Origin of the sequence: Alistipes sp. An31A (genome assembly GCF_002159425.1) — a bacterium.
GTDB classification, from domain to species: domain Bacteria; phylum Bacteroidota; class Bacteroidia; order Bacteroidales; family Rikenellaceae; genus Alistipes; species Alistipes excrementigallinarum.
In genome coordinates, this window is sequence record NZ_NFIO01000007.1 from 60,862 (window position 1) to 80,313 (window position 19,452).

Below are 19,452 nucleotides of genomic sequence, written 5' to 3' on the forward strand. Positions count from 1 at the left end.
TCCGTCCGGAGCGTCCTCAAGAGACGATTTGGGGCAAAAAGTCCGCATTTTGTACCAAAGTACAGAATGCGGAGAGCGGAGCGGCCGACTTAGCGGATGCGGTCGGCGGCACGGACCATCAGCTCGTCGCGGAAAATCGCGCGGGCGGCCAGGTACATGAAGAAGAGGCTGACGAGCGGCAGCGCAATGGCCGGCCGGAAGCCCTGGGTGTGGAAGGCGAAGTCGGCGAAGAGCCGTACGCTGAGGAAGTAGTAGATGGCCTCCATGACTACCACGCCCACCATGAGCACCATCGCCACGGCGCACAGGCGGATTTGGAGCAGCCGCCGGCGGTAGAGGAAAATCGTCACCAGCGGAAGCAGGCAGGAGACCGCCTGCAGCACGCCCATGTACCAGGTGCTCTGGTGCAGCGAGCCGTCGAGGCTTTTGAGCGCGAAGGCGCGCAGCTCGAACGACCCGGCATCGCCGCCGAACCACGCCAGAGGCAGCAGGAGCGTAAGCCCCATGAGCACCCCGGCCACGAGCAGATAGATTGTTTGGATTCGTTGTATCATAATACGTTTCAGAGTTTTCGGTCAATCAGATATTTGTTGCGGTCGCTCGAGCCCCGGTTAATCAGCTCGCCGAGGAAGCCCGCCAGGAAGAGCTGCACGCCGAGAATCACGGCAAGAATCGCCAGATAGAAGAGCGGCTGGTCGGTCACCGCGCGCACGGGGATGTCGTGCAGCTGCCGGTAGATTTTCGTAGCGATGACCCACAGCGTGGTCACGCCGCCGAAGAGGAACATGAGCGTTCCCAGACCGCCGAAGAAGTACATGGGCGAGCGGCCGAAGTGCGACATGAACCAGACGGTGATGAGGTCCAGATAGCCCTTGACCATGCGCTCCATGCCGAATTTCGAGTGGCCGTACTTGCGGGCATGGTGCTCGACGACCTTCTCGCCGATGCGCGTGAAGCCCGCCTGCTTGGCCAGGAAGGGGATGTAGCGGTGCATCTCGCCGTAGACCTCGATGGACTTGACCACCTTGAGGCGGTAGGCCTTCAGACCGCAGTTGAAGTCGTGGAGGCGGATGCCCGAGACCGTCCGCGCCGTCCAGTTGAAGAACTTGCTGGGGAGGCGCTTGCCCAGCGGGTCGTAGCGCTTCTTCTTCCAGCCCGAGACCAGGTCGTATCCCTCGTCGAGAATCATGCGACGCAGGGCGGGAATCTCGTCGGGCGAATCCTGCAGGTCGGCATCCATCGTGATGACCACCTCGCCGCGGGCCGCCTCGAAGCCGCAGTAGAGGGCGGCCGACTTGCCATAGTTGCGGGCAAAGCCGATGCCGCGCACGGCGGGATAGCTCCGCCTGAGCGATTCGATGACCTTCCACGAGCCGTCCTTCGAGCCGTCGTCGACCAGAATCGCCTCGTAAGAGAGGTTGTTGGCCCGGGCCACACGGTCAATCCACGCCACCAGCTCGGGCAGCGACTCCGCCTCGTTGTAGAGGGGGACGACGATTGACAAATCGAGTTTTTCCATCACGTTACACATTACCTTCAGGACCTCCGAACGGTTTGGCGGGACGCGAAACCGTCGAGGCGATGAACAGACCGAAGACCAGACCGAAGAGCAGGCTGGTGAGCACGCCGCCGCCCACGGCCGAGAAGACCGACGGTTCGGGCGACTGCTGCATCTGGGCCACCGACTGCGAGAGGAGGTTCTCCATCGAAGCCGAGACGTTGCCGTTGCGGGCCATGATTGAATAGAGGGCGTCGGCCGAGCGCTCGATGTAGCGGCCGTAGCCGATGATGCCGTAGACATAGATGTACTGCACGGCTCCCGAGATGATGCCTCCGAGCGCCGACATGGCCGCGATGAAGCCATAGGCTTCGCCGAAGGAGAAACCCTCGGTCTCGTCGCGCTGCATGGCGCGCCGCCGCGTAAAGCGGTGGAGCAGGTAGTAGTGCAGCACCACGGCCACCACCCACTCGACCATCAGCAGCATGTAGAGCCACAGCCGGCCCGAGAGGACGATGCTGTTCTCCACGACGGTCGAGACGGCCAGCAGCAGGCCGACCATCGCCCCGTACTTGGCGGCATCGTTCCAGAAACTTGTCTTTCCCATATATCTTTTTTCGCTTTTTTCTCTACGCCCGACTGTCGGTCCCCTTGCTTTCGGTTCCCCGGCTGCGGCCAGTGTCGGGCAACCACCCTACTGCCCCCCGGCGTTCGGCTTTTCCCTGCCATCGGCCCCCGGAATCGGCCCAGCGTTCAGTCTCATCCTGCGGCCTGGCATCCCGCCGTCGGTCCCCGGCTGCCCGGCTCCTTGCTTTCGCCTCCCCTGCTTTTGGCCCCCGGCGGCCCGGTATCCTGCTTTCGCCCCCCCCGGCAGCCGGCCCCGGCTCAGCGCAGTTCGCCCTTGCCTTCGCGCAGCACCTCGGGCTCGTCGCCCGTCAGGTCGACGACCGTCGTGGGGACGTTGTCGCCCATGCCGCCGTCGATGACCAGCTCCACCTCGCGGCCGTAGCGCTCGTGAATCAGCTCGGGGTCGGTCGTGTACTCCACCACCTCGTCATCGTCGCGCACCGAAGCCGTCGCCAGCGGCGCACCCAGCGCCTCGACGATGGCCCGCGCCACGGGATGGGCCGGGATGCGCACGCCGATGGTCTTGCGGCGTTCGAGCGCCTTGTCGGGCATGCGCGACGAGGCCTCGAGCACGAAGGTGAAGGGCCCCGGCAGATTCCGCTTCAGCGTCCGGAAGGTGGCGTTGTCGACCCGGCAGTACTCGGCCACCTGGGCCAGACTCCCGAAGACGACGGAGAGCTCGCCCTCGCTCTTACCCCGGATGCGGCGCAGCCGTTCGAGCCCCTTGGGACTCCGCAGCGAGCAGCCGAAGGCGTAGACGCTGTCCGTCGGATAGATGATAACCCCGTCGTGCTCCAACACGGCCACGACCCGGGCCAGCTCCCGCTCCGAGGGATTCTGTGCGTAAATCTTTGTTATCATGCGAACAAAGGTAGCAATTTTTTATTCAAAAACGGCCGCCGAGGCCCCTTTTTCGCCGCACGGCGCGTCACTTTATCCGACGGCGGTTGAGTTCGGCGCTGTAAGCCCGTGCGTTGGCGTTGTGCTCGCGCAGCGTGCGGGCGAAGTTGTGGTAGCCGTCGAAGGTCGGACGGGCGCAGAAAAAGAGGTAGTCGTGGCGCTCGTAGCCCAGCACCGCATCGATGGCATCGATGCTCGGCATGCAGATGGGCGAAGGGGGGAGCCCCTTGTTCACATAGGTGTTGTAGGGCGAGGGGTACTTCAGGTGTTTGTAGAGAATCCGCCGCAGCCCGAAATCCTGCATGGCATACTTGACCGTGGGGTCGGCCTGCAGGGGAATGCCCCGGCGCAGGCGGTTGATGTAGACGCCGGCAATGCGGGGCATCTCGTCGACCTTGCGCGTCTCCTCGTAGACAATCGAGGCGAGGGTCATCACCTCCAGCCGGCTCAGGCCGCTGCGGTCGCGCTTCTCGTCGCGGCCCGCAGCCCAGAAGCGGTCGTATTCGCGCTTCATGCGGATGACGAACTCCTGCGGCGAGGCGGTCCAGTAGAATTCGTAGGTGTTGGGGATGAACATCGAGAAGAGCGTCACGCTGTCGAAGCCCAGCGTCCGGGCCAGCGAATCGGAGGTGAGCACCTGCGCGAAGGAGGCCGAGTCGGCGTCGAACTGCCGGCCGAGCTTTCCTGCCAGCTGCGCCGGGGTGCGGACGTTGTTGAAGGTGATGCGCACGGGGGTCTGCTCCCCGAGCTTAAGCATGCGGGCCACCTCGATGACGTTCATCCCGGGCCGGAGCAGGTAGCGGCCCGGCTTGAAGCTCCGCCCGAGCTCCAGACGGGAGGCATAGCGGTCGAAGGCCCAGCGGTGGCCGATATGCCGCGCGAGCGTGTCGCGCAGGGCGGCGTAGTCGCACCGCGAGCTGACGTAGAGGTCGGACTCCTCGTGTACGGCACTGCCGTAGAACTGGTTGCGGACGACGAGGGCCGCCCCGGCCATCACCACAACGAGGGCGACGAGCGTGATGAAAAGAAGCGCTTTTTTGTGCATTCGACGAAAATTTCTTGCAAAGATAGGAAAATATTCCTACTTTTGTCGCGGGTAAGTCTTATACGACCAGCTCCCACAGAATCCCCCAGGCGAGGAATCGAGCAAGGGTATGTGGTCGTAGCGGTGCGATATAAGTAGCTTACCCATTTTTTTGTGCCCTGCCGCAACCTGCGGCATCCTCCGGCACCTTCCAGTACCTTGTTGTACCCTGCGGCGTTCTGCCGAGCCCTGTTGTGCCCTGCGTGCCCAGTTGCCACGGCCGCGCTCAGCAGCCGCCCGCCCCGCGCGCAGCTCCTTGCGGCAGGTCTGCCCATCCTCCATCTTCTCCACCCTTTCTCCGGATTCTCTCTCTCGCCCGGCCCGACACGCGGCGGCCGGCTCAGAACTCGACGGTCACACCCAGCGTCGGGAGGAGCGTTCCGCTCTCCTGCGCGATGTATTTCATCCGGTAGCGCTGTTCAGCAAGGGGCGCCGTGGGATTCTCCACCACCCCGGTGCTCATCAGCACGTCGGGCTGGCGCAGCTTGCTCACCGTGATGTTCTGCAGGTCGATGTAGATGCCGAGCATGCAGCGCCGGAAGTAGAAGACCTTGTCGATGCGCAGGTCGAGCTGCGCAAAGGCATCGAGCCGCTCGGCGTTGTAGCGGTCATAATCGTAGTAGGGACGTCCCTGGGCATCCCACGCCTCCTTGAGCGACGACTTGTCGACGTCGTAGGGCGTATAGGGCGCCCCGCCCACGGCGCTCAGCTTCAGGCCGACGCTCCAGTTGCGCGGGAAGTCGTAGGTGCCGCTCACGTTGGCCACGAAGCGGTTGTTCCACGCCGAGGCGATGTAGGGGGCGTGGCGGTCGCTGCGGTATTCGCTGCGGTAGAGCGTGAACGACCCCACGACGTTGACCCGGTCGGGCAGCTGCCAGCTGACCATCGCCTCCAGACCGTAGGAGCGTCCTTCGGCCGTGGAGAGCAGCTGTTCGTTGCCCACCACGCCGTAGTCGTTCCCCTTGCAGGTGAGGGGCACGCCGTCGGCCACCGACAGCGGCACCCGGTCGTAGAACTTGTAGAACCCCTCGAGCGAGAGCATCAGCCGGTCGCGCAGGTTCCACTTGACCCCCAGCGAGCCCTCCGTCACGCGCATGTAGTCGAGCCCGAGGTTGACCAGCGCGCCGCCGTCCTTGAAGCCGAGGGCCGTATAGGGAGGCAGCTGGTAGTAGAGGCCCGCGCTGCCGCTGAGCGACCAGGCGTGCGAAAAGGCATACGAGAGCGAGAGGCGCGGCGAGAGGTTGCGCCAGAAGGCGCTCGTCGACGAGGAGTAGTCGCAGCCGTCGGCCCGCACGCCGGCCGAGGCCGTGAAGCGCTCGTTGGGCGACTTGTAGTCGGCGCCGACGAAGGCGCCCCACCCCACCATGCCGAGCCACGTGCGATAGTCGGAGAGCTCGCTCCCCTGCTCGGCGCTGTGGAAGAGGCGCTGCAGCGTGGTGTTCGTATAGGTCGAGTAGGTCAGCTCGGCGCCGGCGCGCAGCGTCCAGCGCCCCAGCTGCGAGCGGTTGTCGGCCCGCAGCGTGCTCTTCTGCTCGACGGAGCGCAGGCGCAGCGTCAGGTTCTCCTCGGTCGAGGAGTCGTTGTTGCGGTACTTCAGGTTGCGGTTGTTCAGATAGGTGTGGCTCAGCGCGACGGACTGCGTATGGATGCCCGCATAGTGGCGGTAGGTGGCCCCCACGGTGAAGGTCTCCTGCTGGATGCGGGGCAGGTAGCTGAGCAGGTATTCGGCCTCCTCGCCCTTCTGGTCGGTGTTGAGCTTCATGTCGTCGATGCCCGCCAGCCCCAGCACCACAAGCTCGTCACGCTCCGTCAGGCGGCTCTTGACCTTGAACTGCCCGTCGATGAAGTTGGGCAGGAAGGGGAGCCCCAGCATCTTGAAGAGCAGCTGGAGGTAGGACTGCCGCAACGAGAAGAGGTAGGTGGTCTTGCGCCCAATGTGGCCGCGGCCGCTGAGCGAGACCTCCGAGGCGCCCAGCGTCGCCTTGAAGCTCTGCTTATCCATATCGCCGTCCTTGAGCCGGAAGTCGAGCACCGAGCTGAGCGCTCCGGAGCGGTCGACGGGGAAGGCCCCCGTATAGAAGCTGATTTCGCGCACGAGGTCCGAGTTGAGAATGCTCACCGGGCCTCCCGTGGCGCCCTGCGTGGCGAAGTGGTTGATGTTCGGAATCTCGATGCCGTCCATGTAGAAGCGGTTCTCCGAGGGGCCTCCGCCGCGGACAATCAGGTCGTTGCGGTAGCCCACGGGCGAGAAGGCGACGCCGGGATAGGAGCGCACGATGCGCGAGATGTCGCGGTTCGAGCCGGGGCTCTTCTCGATTTCGCGCACGCCGATGACGTGCATCGCCACGGGGCTCTCGACCGTCCGCCGGAAGGGCGACGGCGTGACCGTCACCGCCTCGATGGCGCCGGGGGCCTCCTCGAGCTCCACCTCGACGAAGGGGGTCGCCGCCGAAACTAGATACTCCGACGTGAGGAAGGTCCGGTAGCCGAGCGACGAGATGACGAAGCGCCGGATGCCGGGCTCGACCCGCTCGATGGTGAACATGCCGGCCGAGTCGGTCGAAGCGCCGCGGTTTCCGGCATCGGAGACCACCACCGAGGCATAGGGCACCGGCTGGCGCGTATTGCGGTCGATGACACGGCCCCGGACCGGGTAGCCCTTCGGAGCGGCTGCGGCGGAGAGGGAGAGCAGCGCCGCGGCGAACGAAAGAAGCAGGCGAACGGTTTTCATACTACAAATGTAGTGAAAAAACAATGCATTATCAGATACATCGGACAATGATACGGCAAACTCCGGCCCTTTTCGGACCGGAGTTGCATGCATTGCGTCGCAAAGGATGCCGCGCGCGGGCGGCTCGGCGGGGAACCCGTCGGACGGTCTGAACGGATGGCTTGGTGGGCGACCCCGACGGAGAACCCGGCGGACGACCCGGCGGACGACCCGGCGGCGGCTCAGTGGGCAGCTCGGACGGGCGGCCCGGACGGACAGCCCGGCGGCTCAACGGGTGGCCCGGACGCTTCGATGGCGGCCTGACGGGCGGCTCAGAAGTTGAGGATGACGCCCGCCGTGAAGTTGGCGCCGTACTCGGGATACCAGGCGTAGTCGTAGAGCCGCCGGTCGAGCAGGTTGCGCCCCTCGGCGAAGAGCGTCACGCGTCCGCTGACCTTCCACACCACATCGGCCCGCAGGTCGAAGGCGAAGGGAGCCTCGAACGAGCCCAAGTAGTCGGGCGAGAAGTAGTGTGCATAAATGTATTCGGGACTGCCAAGCTGGGGGGTTAGCATGGCCTCGTAAAGTGTTGACCACTTCCGCTTGCTCTGCATGTGGAGCCCCACGCCGAACGACACCTTGCCTCCTTCGTAGCGGGCCTTGACCGCGCCCCGGAAGCGAGGCTCGCCCGTCTGGAGCGCCAGGTCGTTGTTGTAGGCATAGCCGTGCGCCTCGAGCGAGAGCAGGAAGCTGCTCACCGGACGGAACTCAACCTCGCCGTGGAACGAGGTGACGGTCTGTCGCCCGAAGACGGGGATGAAGTAGCCGTTGAAGGCCGCGAGGATGGACTCATCCCCACCTTCGTCCGACAGGCGCTCGAATTCCCGAGCCGAGAGCGAATACCAGTAGGGATGGTCGTCGCGCACCGAGAAGCCGGCATAGATGCGGTAGGAGAGCATCTTGCGGAAGATGGAGCCGTGAATGCCCAGCCGCACGTTGTAGTCGGCCGAACTCTTCTGCCGGAAGGCAAGCTGCAGGGGCTCCGACACGTTCAACTTCTCCCAGTGCGCATTGAACCGGGTAGGCGCCGTCACGTAGGGATTCATCCGCGTGAGCGAGCGGAAGCTGTTGTCGTGCAGTCCTCCGTCGACGTCAAGGAAGGGGCGCAGCTTCTCGGTGCCGATGTTGAATTCGAACCGGGCATAGGGGAAGATGTAGCTGCGCGAGGAGGCTCCCGCGATTTTGTCCCACGTGTAGTCGGCCCCCACCTCAAGTGCCACTACCCCGCCCTCGTAGCCGTAGCGGGCCCCGGCGCGGACGATGTTCTCCGAGTAGAAGTCGTAGCTGCGTCCGCCGCCCAGGTAGTCGTACCCGCCCTGCAGCAGGAGCAGATGGCGGCCGAAGCGGCGCCCGAGGCGGGCCTTCGCCCCGAGGTTGGTCTGCTGCGCCTTCGACGGATAGTCATAGGCCCACGAATGGTCGCGGAAGAGCAACCCGTCGAGCGTGACGTCGAAGTTGAGGCGCTCCATATCCTTGAAGTCGTCGCCGAAACGCACCTTCAGGGCGAACTCACCGTAGTTGACCTTCGAACCGGCAACCGGCTTCTCCATCCACGGGCGCATATCCTCATGCCACGGAGCGAGGTAGACTCCGTAGCGGTGCAGCAGGCGGTTCTCGTAGCTGACGTGCCCCTCGAGCAGGTGGCGTCCCAGATACTTGCCGGCAGCCACGCCCGCGCGGTTTTCCATCCAGAGCGAGTTATTCTTCACATCGAAGCAGTTCCGGATGTCGGCATAGCGCCCCTTGTGGTTGATGTAGCCCAGCGCATAGCCCGTATCGGGATTCTGCGTGGCGGCGTAGAAGTCCAGCACCGAATTGAGCGGATAGCCCGCACCGACCTTCAGATAGAAGGGCAGCGGACGGTTGAACTCCCAGTAGGTGACCGACGCCGGGCGAATCGGCCGCGTATCGAGAGTCGTCTCGAGCGACAGCGGCGTAATCGTATAGTCGATTTCGGGGCGCATCTGCACCGTATCGGTCATGTCGGGTTCGATGGCCAGCTTCGCGGCCTGCTCCACCTTCGGGACATAGGCCTTGGTCACCTCGACCTGCTTCTCCACCTGCGCCATCGTCGCGCAGGGGAATGCCGTCAACAGGGCGACGGCCAGCAACAATCTCTTCATCTTGCTCTTGCTCAATTCAGTTTTTCGATTCGCTTCTTCGCCTCGTCGACGATGCCGTCGTCGGCGGGCGAGTATCCGTCGGCCACGCTCTGGTAGGTGGCGCGGGCCTGGAAGCCGTCGCCCCGGCGCACGTAGAGGTCACCCAGCAGGATGTAGGCCTTGGCCAGCCAGTAGGAGGAGGCGGGCTCCCGGTCGGCAAAGGCGAAGACCGCCTTCTCGCACCCCTCCAGGTCGCCCGAGGCGAACTGCGCCTCGATGAGGCGGTAGGCCGCCTCGCAGCCCTCCTTCGTGCGCACCTCCGCGGCAAGCTCGCGGTAGAGCTTCAGCGCCGCGTCGCCGTCGCCCCGCTCGCGGAGCAGGCCGGCCAGCGCATACTTCGACTCGCGCAGCGCCGTGGCCCCGGCGTCGGGATGGGCCGCAACGTCGGCCGCCATCGCCTCGATTTTGGCCGTATCGCCCCCGGCGAGCGTCGCCCGCACGTAGCCCGTCATGGCATCCTCGCGCCCCGAGGCGGTCGGCGCCGCATCGTAGAGCTGGCGGTAGGCCGCCGCAGCCTCGTCGTAGCGCTTCTCGGCGTAGGTCAGCTCGGAGAGCTTCTCGAGGACCGTCACCCGGTAGGGATGCTGTCCGCGCGAGGCAAGCTCCGTGAGGCTCTCGATAGCATATTCGCGCTCGCCGCTGCGCAGGTAGCAGTCGCTCAGGTAATAGAGCGCGTCGTTGAGGTAATACCCCTTCGGATAGTTGTTCACGTAACTGCGCAGCGACTTGGCCGCATCCTCCACCCGGTCGGCCAGGTAGAGCTTCTGCGCGGCGGCAAACGTGAGCGAGTCGCGCGAGAGGGCCGTCAGGTCGCTCTCGGCCCCCACCCGCTCGGCGTAGGCGAAGTAGCCGTCGACGTTGCCCTGCTCGACATAGATTTCGCGGATGCCCTGCATCGCCTCCTTCGCCTCGGGCGAGTGGGGCGAGGTGCTCACCACCCGCTCGTAGCTGGAGAGCGACCGCGCGCGGTCACCCAGATTGAGGTAGGCCAGACCCAGGTCCGAGAGGGCCTGCGTCACGCGCGGCGAGGAGGGGTACTCCTCGACGAAGCGTTCGAGCGCCCGGGCCCCCTCGTCGTAACGCTGCTGTGCGATGTAGGTGCGTCCCAGCTCGTAGGCGGCCGCATCGGCATACTCTCCCCCGCGGTCGGCGGCCAGCTGGCGCAGCACGGCGATTTTCTCGTCGTTGCGCCCCACGATGCCGAGCGTCACGGCCCGCTGGTAGCGGGCGTAGCGCGTCGCGGAGGCGTCGCCACCGGCAGCCTCGGCGCGGGCATAGGCCTCGAGCGCACGGTCGAACGACCGCTCCGAATAGTAGGTGTCGCCCAGACGGTTGCAGGCGTCGGCGCGGTAGCGGGCCGGGGCCGTACGGAGCGCGAGGAACTTCTCGAACGAGGCGCGCGCCTGGCTCATCCGTCCGCGGTCGAAGTCGCAGTAGCCCAGATTGTACCACGCCAGCGCATATTCGCGTTCGCTGCGGGGCGCCCGCTTCAGGTAGGCGTTGTAGCGCGAAGCGGCGGTGGCGCGGTCGCCCTGCGCAAAGGCGATTTCGCCCTGCCAGAAGTTGCCGAGCGCCGCATATTTCGGGCTGACGTTCACCCGCTCGGATTCATCCAGCGAGCGCTGGGCGGCCGCCAGGTCACCCGCCGAGTAGGCCTCCAGCGCACGGAAGTAGGCGATTTTCTGGAGTGCGGCGCGAATCTCGGCATCGGGCTCCGGCACGGCGCGGATGGCCTCGTAGGCGGCATCGTAGTCACGCGAATTGTAGTAGGCCGCCACCAGCAGCGTCCGCGCCTCGGCCGCGCGCGGCGACGAGGGGTAACGCTCCACGTAGCGGCTCAGCACGTTGATGGCCCCGTTGAAGGCGCCGCCGCCCAGCTCGTACTGCAGCTTGCCGTAGTTGAAGAGGGCATCCTCGGCAATCGTGGAGTCGAACTGCTCGTTGGCCGCCATGGCGAAGGCCTCCATCGCCGACTGCTTGTCGCCGTTACGCAGGCAGCAGTCGGCCAGGTGGTACGAGGCGTTCTGCGTCAGGGCGTCGTCGGCGCCGCACGCCTTGCGGAGCGGCTCCTCGGCCTCGGCGTAGCGGGCCGTGCGGTAGAGCGAGAAGCCCTTGAGGTAGTTCTCGTCGCGTCCCGGCTCGCCGCCCGACTCCTCGAACACGGCCAGGTACTCGAGCGTGCGGTTGTAGTCGCCCAGATGGAACCACGACTCGGCCACCACGCGCGCCAGCTCGGCGCGGCGCGCCGGCACGGCCTTGCGCATCAGCTCGTCGCCGTGGTCGACCACGTAGCGGTAGTTCCCCTCGCGGAACTCGATTTGCAGCAGGTAGTAGGGCACCACGGGGCCGTAGGCCTCGCTGCGGGCCAGCTGCTCGAAGCCCTGGCGGGCCCGTCCGTAGCGTCCCTCGGCATAGTCGATGTAGGCCTTGTAGTAGCGGGCATGGTCGATGTAGCGGCTGCGGCTGCCGATGCGGTCGAAGTAGTCGTAGGCCTGGTCATAGCGCCCCTCGGTGAAGGCGACGTAGCCCATCCGCACGTCGTACTGCTCGCGGCGCGAGCGGTCGAGCGCCTTGTAGTCGGTCCGTTCGAAGCAGTCGCGGGCCCGTTCGAAATCGGACTGCGTGCAGTAGTAGGAGCCCAGCGAGAAGCGCACGTCGTTGGCGAAGACCGAGCCCGGGTAGCGCTGCTCGAAGTCCAGCAGCGCCGCTTCGGCATCGCGGCTGCCCAGCTCGACGGCGCAGGCCGCCAGGTGGTAGTCGATGCTCTGGAGGGCGTGGTAGTCGGCCGGGGTAACCCCCTCGCGCGCCTTGAGGAATTCGAGCCGGGCGTCGCTCCAACGGCCGTGGTCGAAGAGTTCGCGGCCGCGCTCGAGGGCGGCCAGAGCCTCGGGTGTCGCCGCCTGCGTCTGCATCCACGCAAGGGAGCCCAGCAGCAGCGACCAAATCAGTTTTCCGCGCATAGCATTCGTTTTTGGGCGAAGCCCCCGTGCCGCATGCGTCTCCGGAAGCGGAGGGCGGCGGGCTTCGCAAAGGATGGCTCAAAGATAATACTTTTTGGCCATCCGCACACCATCGGGGAACGATTATTGCCCGCGATGGAGAGGTAACACAAAATCCTGTCGACCATGACCGAAAAAATCACACTTCGCATGAATGCCGATTCGACCTTCCGGCCCGAACCGGAGACCGCCTGCACGGAGCTGCCCCCCCCCACGGGATGCTGCTCCGCGCGGGTGCCTGCGCCGCCGGGCGCGTCGCGCTGCGCCTCATGGAGCAGAGCCACGTCCGCCCGAGCAACTTCGAAATCAGCCTCTCGGGCGAGCTCGACACCGACTCGCTGCGCGACGAGAGCCTCTTCACCTCGTTCCGCCTCCACTTCAACGTCGCCTGCCGCCGCGAGCAGGAGCAGACGGCCGTGAGCCACGCCCTGCGGCTCACCCACGAGCAGGCCTGCGGCACGACCCGCATGCTGGGGCGGATTGCCCCCGTCAGCTGCGAGATTGTCATCGTGAGCACCGAGCCCGACAAGGGGTGACCCCTCCCGTCCCCGCTCCCGCCCCGCCCCCGCAAAGGGAGCCGAAGTCGGCCCAGCGTGGCCGAACCGTGGCCGGAAAGCCCAGCGGGGCCGGACGGGACCGAACGGGGCCGGGCGGAACCGACTAAGGGCCCGGGCAGAACCGACTGAGGCCCGGAAAGTCAAGCGGGGTTCGGAATGCCGAATGGAGCCCGGCGGGGCCCGGGGAGCCGTCTGCGGCACTCCGGGCCCCGCTTCATGAGCGCCGCAGGGGCCGTGCGGCTCTTCGCACCGCGACCGCCGCCACCCTACTCCTCCACCGTGCGGCTCTTCGCACCGCGACTGCCGCCACCCTACTCCTCCGCCGGCGTGGCGGTGATGCGCCGGTAGTCGGCCACCGCCACGGCATAGTTGTAGCGCGACTGGATGGCGTTCGTATAGAGCTGAATCCAACTCAGCTGCGCCTGCAGCACGTCGAGAATCGAGGCCTGCCCCTCGCCGTAAGAGTAGGTGCTGATTTCGAGGTTCTCGCCCGCGATGCGCAGGCTCTGCTCCGAGGCGACGACCTGCGCGCGGGCCTGGGCCATCGTCGTCCAGCCGTTCATCTCCTCGCGCACGACGTCGTCGCGCAGCTGCGCCTCCTGCCACACGGTGCGCGCCTGCTCGGTCCGTGCGGCCCGCACCGCCCGGCGACGCTCGCCGCCGTGGAAAATCGGCACCGAGAGCTGCACGAAGGCCTCGCCGTCGAGCAGCGTGGAGCCCGTGCGGTTGGGCGAGTGGGGCCGCCACGACGCCCCCACCCCGACGCTCAGCCGGGGGTTGTATTCCGAGCGCACCGCCCGCACACCGGCCGCGGCCCGCTCGCCGGCCAGACGTGCGGCCCTGAGGTCCGCACGGCGCTCCAGCACCTCGTCGGCCGCCACCCGCGCCGGCAGCGGCAGCGTATCGCGGATGCTCTGCGCCAGTCGGGCCTGCTGTTCGCCCGCGGCGCCGCGCAGCAGGTTGAAGTTGTGGCGCGCCACCGCCAGGTTGCGCTCGGCCGTGAGCAGTTCGTAGGCCGCCTCGCTCAGCCGCGCGTCAATCATCAGCACGTCGCTGCGCGCGACGTAGCCCTCGCTAAAGCGGTAGTCGACCACCTCCTTGAGCGAGCGAATCAGCCCCACGTAGCGGCGCATCGAGGCGGCGAACTCCTCCATGGCCGAGAGGTTCCAGTAGGTGTACTCGGCCGAATAGCAGACCTCGAAGCGGGTGAACTCCTCGTCGCAGAGGGCGATGTCGCTCCCGAGCGACGCCTCGTCGACCGCCGCGCGGACCGCCCCGCCACCGTAGAGCGTCTGCACCAGCTGGGGCGTCACCCCGAAGCTCCACGGCTTCGCCCCCTCGCTGCGGCGCATCGCCACCGAGAAACTGCCGTCGAGCGACAGCCGGGGCAGGTAGCCCGTGCGGGCCACGGCCAGCCGTTCGCCGGCCGCACGGCTGGCCGACGCGGCCATCTTCAGCGCGCGGCTGTAGCGGAGCACGTCGCGGCGGTAGTCGTCGAGGAGGGTCTGCCCCCGCAGCGGTATCCGTGCGGCAAGGAGCAGGACAAGCAGAAGGAGCGGCAGAAGCCGGCGGGAATGTTTCATGACAGACGGATTTTGTGGAAGAGGGCATAGACCACCGGCAGCACCAGAATCGTGAGCAGCGTGGCGGCCAGCAGACCGCCCATGATGGTGGCGGCCATCGCCCCGAACATCGAGTCGAAGAGCAGCGGCAGCATGCCCAGAACGGTCGTTCCCGAGGCGCTCACCACCGGCACGATGCGGCTGCGCGTCGCCTCGGCCAACGCCTCGCCGGGAGCCATCCCGCCGCTGCGCAGTTCGCCGATGCGGGCGACGAGCACCACGGCGTTCTTGACATACATGCCCGCCAGCCCGATGAGCCCCAGCAGCGCGAAGAAGTTGAACGTGCGCCCCGTGACGAGCAGCCCCGCCACCACGCCGATGAAGAGCAGCGGCGCCAGCAGCAGCACGGCCACCGGGTCGCGGTAGTTGCCGAAGAGGAGCAGCAGGATGAAGAAGATGGCCGCGGCCGTCAGCGGCAGGTACTTCATCAGGGCGGCGTTCGACTCCTCGCGGCTCTCCTCCTCGCCGAAGATGCGGAGCGTGTAGCCCTCGGGGAGCTCGACCGTGCGCCGCACCTCGTCGCGCAGCGTCGCAAAGAGGCGCGCGGCGTTGACCCCCGGCGCCGGGTCGCACTGCGCCTTCATCACCCGCTCGCGGTTGTAGCGGCGGATGACCCCCGTGCGGAAGTCGAAGCGGAAGTCGTCGGTGGCCTGCCCCAGCGAGAAGACCCGCCCGGCGGGGGTGAAGAGCGGAAGCGTCTGCAGGTTGGTGAGGTTGTAGTCGGCCAGATTCTCGTCCTTGAGCAGAATGGGCATGATGAGGTCCCCCTCGCGGAACTCGCCCAGCGGGAAGCCCTGCGTGGCCACCGTGAGGTCCTGCGCCATCTGGCTGCGGTTCACGCCGATGCGCTGCCCCTTCATCTGCGAATAGACGGGCATCCACGTGGGGATGCGGTTGCCCCAGCTGTTGCGGATGTTCTCCGTGCCGGGCGTCCGCCACATGATGCGCTCCACCTGCTCCGTGAGGCGGCACAGCACCTCGGGGTCGTGCCCCACGAAGCCGAACTCGATGACCGCATCGGGCACGGGCGAGAGCTTGAAGAGCGACGAGCGCAGCCACACGTCGGGAAACTCCGCGCGGACGTAGCGGCCGAACTCCTCCTCGACCTGCCGCGTCTGACGGCGGTCGCGGAGCTCGACGAGCAGGTTGCCGAAGTTGGGCTTCATGGTCACGCTGCCGCTGGCCAGGTAGTAGCGCGGCGGCGTGGAGCCCATCGTTGCCGAGACGTTCTTCACCTCCGGGCGGCGGCGCAGCCACCCCTCCATCCGCTCGATGACCTGCTCCGTCGAGCGGATGCCGTAGCCCTCGGGCAGCAGCACGTCGGCGCGGAAGTAGGGCTTGTCCATCTCGGGGAAGAAGTTCTGCGGCATGCGCCCCATCGTCCAGAGCGAGAGGGCGAAGAGCAGCAGCGCGACGGCAACCGTCCGCCAGCGGTGGCGCAGCAGCGCGCCGAGCAGACGATTGAAGCGGCGGAAGAAGGCCCCCTCTCCGCCGCCCGTGCGGGGCTCCGTGCGGAGCAGCAGCTCGCCCATGAGCGGCGTCTGCGTGAGGGCCAGCAGCCAGCTGAGCAGCAGCGAGACGGCCAGCACGACGAAGAGCGGCTTGACGATTTCGGCCACGGCCGACGGCGCCAGATAGAGCGGCAGGAAGGAGACGATGGCGATGAGCGTCGCCCCCAGCAGGCTCCAGCGGGGGCCATTGGCACCCTCGACCAGCGCGCGGCGGCACGCAACGCCGCGCAGCATCGCCTGCCGGGCGTTGTCGGTCACCACGATGGCGTTGTCGACCAGCATCCCCATGGCGATGATGAAGCCGGCGAGCGACGTGCGGTTGAGCCCCTCGCCCAGCAGGAGCATGAGCAGCAGCGTGCCGCCGATGGAGAAGAGCAGCGAGCTGCCGATGAGCACCCCGGCCCGCACCCCCATCAGGAGCATGATGAGCGCCACGACGATGGCCAGCGACTCGGCCAGGTTGAGGGCAAAGGCGGTGTTGGCCTCGCGGGCGATGCGGTCCTCGGGATAGAGCTCCGTGAGCTCCAGCCCGACGGGCATCCGGCTGCGCAGCGACTCGAGCACCCGCCCCACGGCGCGGCCGCTCCGGACGACGTCGACCCCCGCTTCGGTCGAGATGCCGATGCCGATGGCCCGGCGGCCGTTGACGCGCATGAGGCTCTGCGGCGGCGAGACGTATCCGCGCTCGACGCGCGCCACGTCGCCCAGCCGGTACTGCTTGCCCGTCGACGAGATGAGCAGCTGGTCGGCGATGTCCTCCGTCGTGCGGTAGGTCCCGTCCTCGAGCAGGCGCACCTGCATGAGCCCCGCCTGCTTCAGACCGCTCTCGACCAGGGTGTTCTGCCGCGCGATGGTCGCGACGACCGTCTCGGGGCGAATCGAGAAGTTGGCCAGCGCCGCCAGACTCACGTAGAGGTTCACCACGGGGGTCTGCTCGCCGAAGAGCGCCACCTTCTGCACGCCGTCGAGCGTCACCAGCTCGCGCTTGATGCGCTGGGCCCACTGGCGCAGCTCGCTCCAGGTGAAGCCCTCGTCGGCCGAGAGTCCGTAGTAGATTCCGTAGAGGTCGCCGAAGTCGTCGGCCACGCGAATCGGCGAGACCCCCTCGGGCAGCGTCGGCTGCACGTCGAGCACGCGGCGCCGCAGCTCGTCCCAGAGCTGCGGAATCTCGGCGGCGCGGGTGGCCGGGTCCAGCTCGACGAGCACCTTCGCCACCCCGTAGCCCGACTCGGAGGTCACCTTGTGGACGGCACGCATGGCCTGCACCTCGCGTTCGACGGGTTCGGTGACCAGCTCCTCGACCTGCTCGGGCGTGGCGCCAGGATAGGTGCAGACGAGCATGGCGCTCTTGATGACGAAGAGGGCGTCCTCCTTCTTTTCGAGCGAGGCGAAGCTCGCGGCGCCGCCCGCAAGCAGCACCAGAAGCAGGAACCAGACCACCTTGCGGCGGCGGAGCGTATATTCGGGAAGATTCATCGTCGGGAGCATTTCGAAGAGGAGGGCCGGCTCAATCCAGTATCCGCACGCGGTCGCCCTCCTGCAGGCGGTAGACCCCCGCCACGACGACCCGCTGGCCGGGCATCACGCCGCTGTCGACAATCACCCGGTCGCGTCCGTAGAGCTCGCCCAGACGCACGCGGTGGCGGCGGACCGTATCGCCCGGCCCCACCACCCAGACATATTCGCCCCCCTGGGCCGGGGCACAAACGGCCGTGAGCGGCAGCGAGACGGCGTCGGTCACCGGGTCGGCGCTCCGCAGGGTGATGGTGCACGACATGCCGGGCGAGACGGGCCAGCGCTGCGTCAGCGAGTCGTCCAGACGCAGCGAGACGGGAAATCCCGAGGCGTCGGACGAGGTCTTGGCGTACTCCTTGAGCCGCGCGGGGAACTTCACGCCGCGGTAGTTGTCGAATTCGACGTAGAAGCTCGTCCGGGGCGAGGCCAGCAGCCGCAGCCCCGATTCGGGGAGGGTGAACTTGACGGTCGTGGTGCGGGGCCCCACCAGACGGAGGACCGTTTCGCCGGCCTGCACGCGCTGGTAGGTATCGACGTAGACCGCCTCGACGACGCTGTTGAAGGGCGCGCGCAGACGCGTCTCGCCCAACAGGTCGAGCATGTTGTCGTACGAGGACTTCACCTGCACGTAGTTGGTCTGCGCGGCCTCGTACTCCTGCTGCGAGACGGCGCCGTGTTCGAGCAGCCGCCCGATGCGCTGCAGGTTGGAGCGCGCCTGCTCGAAGGCCGAGCGGCCGGCATCGACCTGCAGCCTCACGTCGCGCGGGTCCAGCTCGGCAAGCAGCTCGCCGCGCCGCACCTCCTGCCCCTGCGCCACGGGGACCGCAAGGAGCTGTCCCGAGAGCTTGAAGGCCAGATTGACGGCATCGTCGGGGGTGGCCAGACCGACGAAATCGCGGTCGATGAAGGCCGCATCACTTGCCGTCTCGGTCTTGACCGGACGCACGGCATCGGCCGCGGGGACGTCGCCGCCGCGGCAGCCGCCCAGCAGCGGCACGAAGCAGAGGAGGAGCAGTGAACGCATAAAAAAGTTGATTCCGGTTCTCCGGAATCAACTTTCATACCGTGTCGCCGCGCCCGCCCTTACGGACGAACATCCCGACAGTTCCTTTTAGCGCGGATGACCCCGTCGACGAGCTCCACCACGCCGTTGTCGGCGCGCAGCATGGTCTTCATCGTCGAGGCGTCGATGTTGTAGCAGCGCACCTCGCCCGCCGTTCCGAAGGCATGCCACGTCACCCCGTCGAGGGGTTCGGGCGTGAGGCATACGACCCGCTCGCCGGCCGCCAGCGCCTGCCCGACCAGCCGGTCCAAACGCCGGGCGCAGCCGCGGGGCATCCGCTCGAACGAGGTGACGCAGAGGAACCACACGCGCCCGGGGGCCGTCAGCAGCTCTTCGGTCGCGTCGCCCTCGGCATCGTGCAGGGCGAACTCCCCGATGATGGGGCGCACGGGCGACGAGTCGCTCTCGGTCCGCGTATCGACCCACTCCCACCGGGTGGTATCCTGCCACTCGGTATCCTCGAGCGAAAATTCGCGCAGGCGGCCCGTTTCGAGGTTGCGGTAGACGAGCACCGTCTCCACCTCGCCCGCCTCGGCCTCGGAGGCGTGCATCTCCTGCCAGATGTTGACCCCCACCTTGTAGGGGAGGAAGTCCACCAGCGGCAGGTGGCGGTAGCAGTAGGTGCCCAGCGCCATCGACAGGAAGAAGAAGAGGCAGGTGAGCACAATCTCGACGGGCTTGAAGGCGAAGACCTTGTCGGGGCGGTAGCGCCACCACACCACCACGGCCATCGGCAGCAGGACGAGGTTCTTGAGGAAGGTCTCCCACGGCGTGAGGCGGATGGCGTCGCCGAAGCAGCCGCAGTCCTCGACCGGGATGACCGTGGCGCTGAGCAGCGTGAGCACCGTGAAGAAGAGCATCGAGGCGAGGGCGAAAATCGAGATGAGGCGGATGCGGACCTTGAAGAGCAGCATGCAGCCCATCATCAGCTCGGCGCCGCACAGCCAGATGGAGAAGGCCATGCTTGCCGGCTGGAGGAACTCCATGCCGTAGATGGTGAGGTATTCGTTCACCTTGAGGGCCGTGCCCCACGGGTCGACCACCTTGGTGAAGCCCGAGAGGATGAACGTGCAGGCGAGGATGAGCCGACAGATGTTGGCGATGATTTTGAAGATGCGGGAGCTTCTCATTGCGGGAGCGGGGG

13 protein-coding genes and 1 other RNA gene are annotated in these 19,452 nt (G+C 66.7%); 2 read left to right on the forward strand and 12 right to left on the reverse strand.

The genetic code is table 11. The features are described from left to right. Window positions 1-89: 89 nt before the first annotated feature. The 5 genes from B5F90_RS07440 to mltG form a co-directional block, all read right to left on the reverse strand. Window positions 90-554 (reverse strand): DUF4293 domain-containing protein, encoded by a 465-nt coding sequence (locus B5F90_RS07440; protein ID WP_204229536.1) that lies wholly within the window; start codon window positions 552-554, stop codon window positions 90-92. An 8-nt stretch (window positions 555-562) separates the two neighbouring features. Next, complete coding sequence (locus B5F90_RS07445; RefSeq protein WP_087362170.1) at window positions 563-1,519, reverse strand: glycosyltransferase family 2 protein; 957 nt, start codon at window positions 1,517-1,519, stop codon at window positions 563-565. A 4-nt stretch (window positions 1,520-1,523) separates the two neighbouring features. Continuing rightward, on the reverse strand, window positions 1,524-2,105 hold the full coding sequence (locus B5F90_RS07450) for a DUF4199 domain-containing protein (RefSeq protein ID WP_087362171.1): 582 nt from the start codon (window positions 2,103-2,105) through the stop codon (window positions 1,524-1,526). A gap of 278 nt (window positions 2,106-2,383) precedes the next feature. Continuing rightward, the gene (locus tag B5F90_RS07455; RefSeq protein ID WP_087362172.1) at window positions 2,384-2,986 is read right to left on the reverse strand and encodes an L-threonylcarbamoyladenylate synthase; all 603 of its coding nucleotides are present in this window, start codon (window positions 2,984-2,986) and stop codon (window positions 2,384-2,386) included. Window positions 2,987-3,053: 67 nt separating this feature from the next. Continuing rightward, window positions 3,054-4,070, reverse strand: a complete 1,017-nt coding sequence (gene mltG / locus B5F90_RS07460; RefSeq protein ID WP_087362173.1) for an endolytic transglycosylase MltG — start codon at window positions 4,068-4,070, stop codon at window positions 3,054-3,056. A gap of 49 nt (window positions 4,071-4,119) precedes the next feature. On the opposite strand from mltG, the gene ffs reads away from it, so the two are divergent. Continuing rightward, window positions 4,120-4,218: signal recognition particle sRNA small type (gene ffs, locus B5F90_RS07465), an RNA gene on the forward strand. A 231-nt stretch (window positions 4,219-4,449) separates the two neighbouring features. On the opposite strand, the gene B5F90_RS07470 is transcribed toward ffs, so the two are convergent. The 3 genes from B5F90_RS07470 to B5F90_RS07485 all read right to left on the reverse strand — a co-directional run bounded on the left by B5F90_RS07470 (window position 4,450) and on the right by B5F90_RS07485 (window position 12,001). Beyond that, window positions 4,450-6,840: a TonB-dependent receptor gene (locus B5F90_RS07470; protein ID WP_087362174.1), complete on the reverse strand. Its 2,391-nt coding sequence runs from the start codon at window positions 6,838-6,840 to the stop codon at window positions 4,450-4,452. A gap of 311 nt (window positions 6,841-7,151) precedes the next feature. Next, window positions 7,152-9,002 carry a hypothetical protein gene (locus tag B5F90_RS07480; protein ID WP_087362237.1) on the reverse strand — a complete coding sequence of 617 codons (1,851 nt, stop codon included), beginning with the start codon at window positions 9,000-9,002 and terminating at the stop codon, window positions 7,152-7,154. Window positions 9,003-9,013: 11 nt separating this feature from the next. Further along, entirely contained in the window at window positions 9,014-12,001 is a 2,988-nt protein-coding gene (locus B5F90_RS07485) for a tetratricopeptide repeat protein (RefSeq protein ID WP_087362176.1), read from the reverse strand. Between the two features lie 257 nt (window positions 12,002-12,258). On the opposite strand from B5F90_RS07485, the gene B5F90_RS07490 reads away from it, so the two are divergent. Next, entirely contained in the window at window positions 12,259-12,576 is a 318-nt protein-coding gene (locus B5F90_RS07490; protein ID WP_087362177.1) for a hypothetical protein, read from the forward strand. Window positions 12,577-12,908: 332 nt separating this feature from the next. Here the strand turns inward: B5F90_RS07490 and B5F90_RS07495 are convergent, their stop codons facing one another. Genes B5F90_RS07495 through B5F90_RS07510 form a run of 4 tightly spaced genes read right to left on the reverse strand, consistent with a single transcriptional unit; the run spans window position 12,909 to window position 19,438 of the window. Further along, window positions 12,909-14,180, reverse strand: coding sequence for a TolC family protein (locus B5F90_RS07495; RefSeq protein WP_204229537.1), 1,272 nt, complete (start codon window positions 14,178-14,180; stop codon window positions 12,909-12,911). Continuing rightward, a complete protein-coding gene (locus B5F90_RS07500) occupies window positions 14,177-17,206 on the reverse strand; it encodes an efflux RND transporter permease subunit (protein ID WP_087362239.1) in 3,030 nt (1,009 codons plus the stop codon). The genes B5F90_RS07495 and B5F90_RS07500 overlap by 4 nt, the downstream gene beginning before the upstream one ends. Window positions 17,207-17,237: 31 nt before the next feature. Next, window positions 17,238-18,269: an efflux RND transporter periplasmic adaptor subunit gene (locus B5F90_RS07505; protein WP_087362178.1), complete on the reverse strand. Its 1,032-nt coding sequence runs from the start codon at window positions 18,267-18,269 to the stop codon at window positions 17,238-17,240. 59 nt (window positions 18,270-18,328) lie between these two features. Next, on the reverse strand, window positions 18,329-19,438 hold the full coding sequence (locus B5F90_RS07510) for a BT_3928 family protein (protein ID WP_087362179.1): 1,110 nt from the start codon (window positions 19,436-19,438) through the stop codon (window positions 18,329-18,331). Window positions 19,439-19,452: the final 14 nt, after the last annotated feature.

Coding starts and splice junctions, on each gene's coding strand:
- mltG (WP_087362173.1), bottom strand. CDS start 4,070: ATGCACAAAAAAGCGCTTCTTTTCATCACGCTCGTCGCCCTCGTTGTG.
- B5F90_RS07480 (WP_087362237.1), bottom strand. CDS start 9,002: ATGAAGAGATTGTTGCTGGCCGTCGCCCTGTTGACGGCATTCCCCTGC.
- B5F90_RS07440 (WP_204229536.1), bottom strand. CDS start 554: ATGATACAACGAATCCAAACAATCTATCTGCTCGTGGCCGGGGTGCTC.
- B5F90_RS07490 (WP_087362177.1), top strand. CDS start 12,259: ATGCTGCTCCGCGCGGGTGCCTGCGCCGCCGGGCGCGTCGCGCTGCGC.
- B5F90_RS07500 (WP_087362239.1), bottom strand. CDS start 17,206: ATGAATCTTCCCGAATATACGCTCCGCCGCCGCAAGGTGGTCTGGTTC.
- B5F90_RS07510 (WP_087362179.1), bottom strand. CDS start 19,438: ATGAGAAGCTCCCGCATCTTCAAAATCATCGCCAACATCTGTCGGCTC.
- B5F90_RS07455 (WP_087362172.1), bottom strand. CDS start 2,986: ATGATAACAAAGATTTACGCACAGAATCCCTCGGAGCGGGAGCTGGCC.
- B5F90_RS07495 (WP_204229537.1), bottom strand. CDS start 14,180: ATGAAACATTCCCGCCGGCTTCTGCCGCTCCTTCTGCTTGTCCTGCTC.
- B5F90_RS07470 (WP_087362174.1), bottom strand. CDS start 6,840: ATGAAAACCGTTCGCCTGCTTCTTTCGTTCGCCGCGGCGCTGCTCTCC.
- B5F90_RS07450 (WP_087362171.1), bottom strand. CDS start 2,105: ATGGGAAAGACAAGTTTCTGGAACGATGCCGCCAAGTACGGGGCGATG.
- B5F90_RS07505 (WP_087362178.1), bottom strand. CDS start 18,269: ATGCGTTCACTGCTCCTCCTCTGCTTCGTGCCGCTGCTGGGCGGCTGC.
- B5F90_RS07485 (WP_087362176.1), bottom strand. CDS start 12,001: ATGCGCGGAAAACTGATTTGGTCGCTGCTGCTGGGCTCCCTTGCGTGG.
- B5F90_RS07445 (WP_087362170.1), bottom strand. CDS start 1,519: ATGGAAAAACTCGATTTGTCAATCGTCGTCCCCCTCTACAACGAGGCG.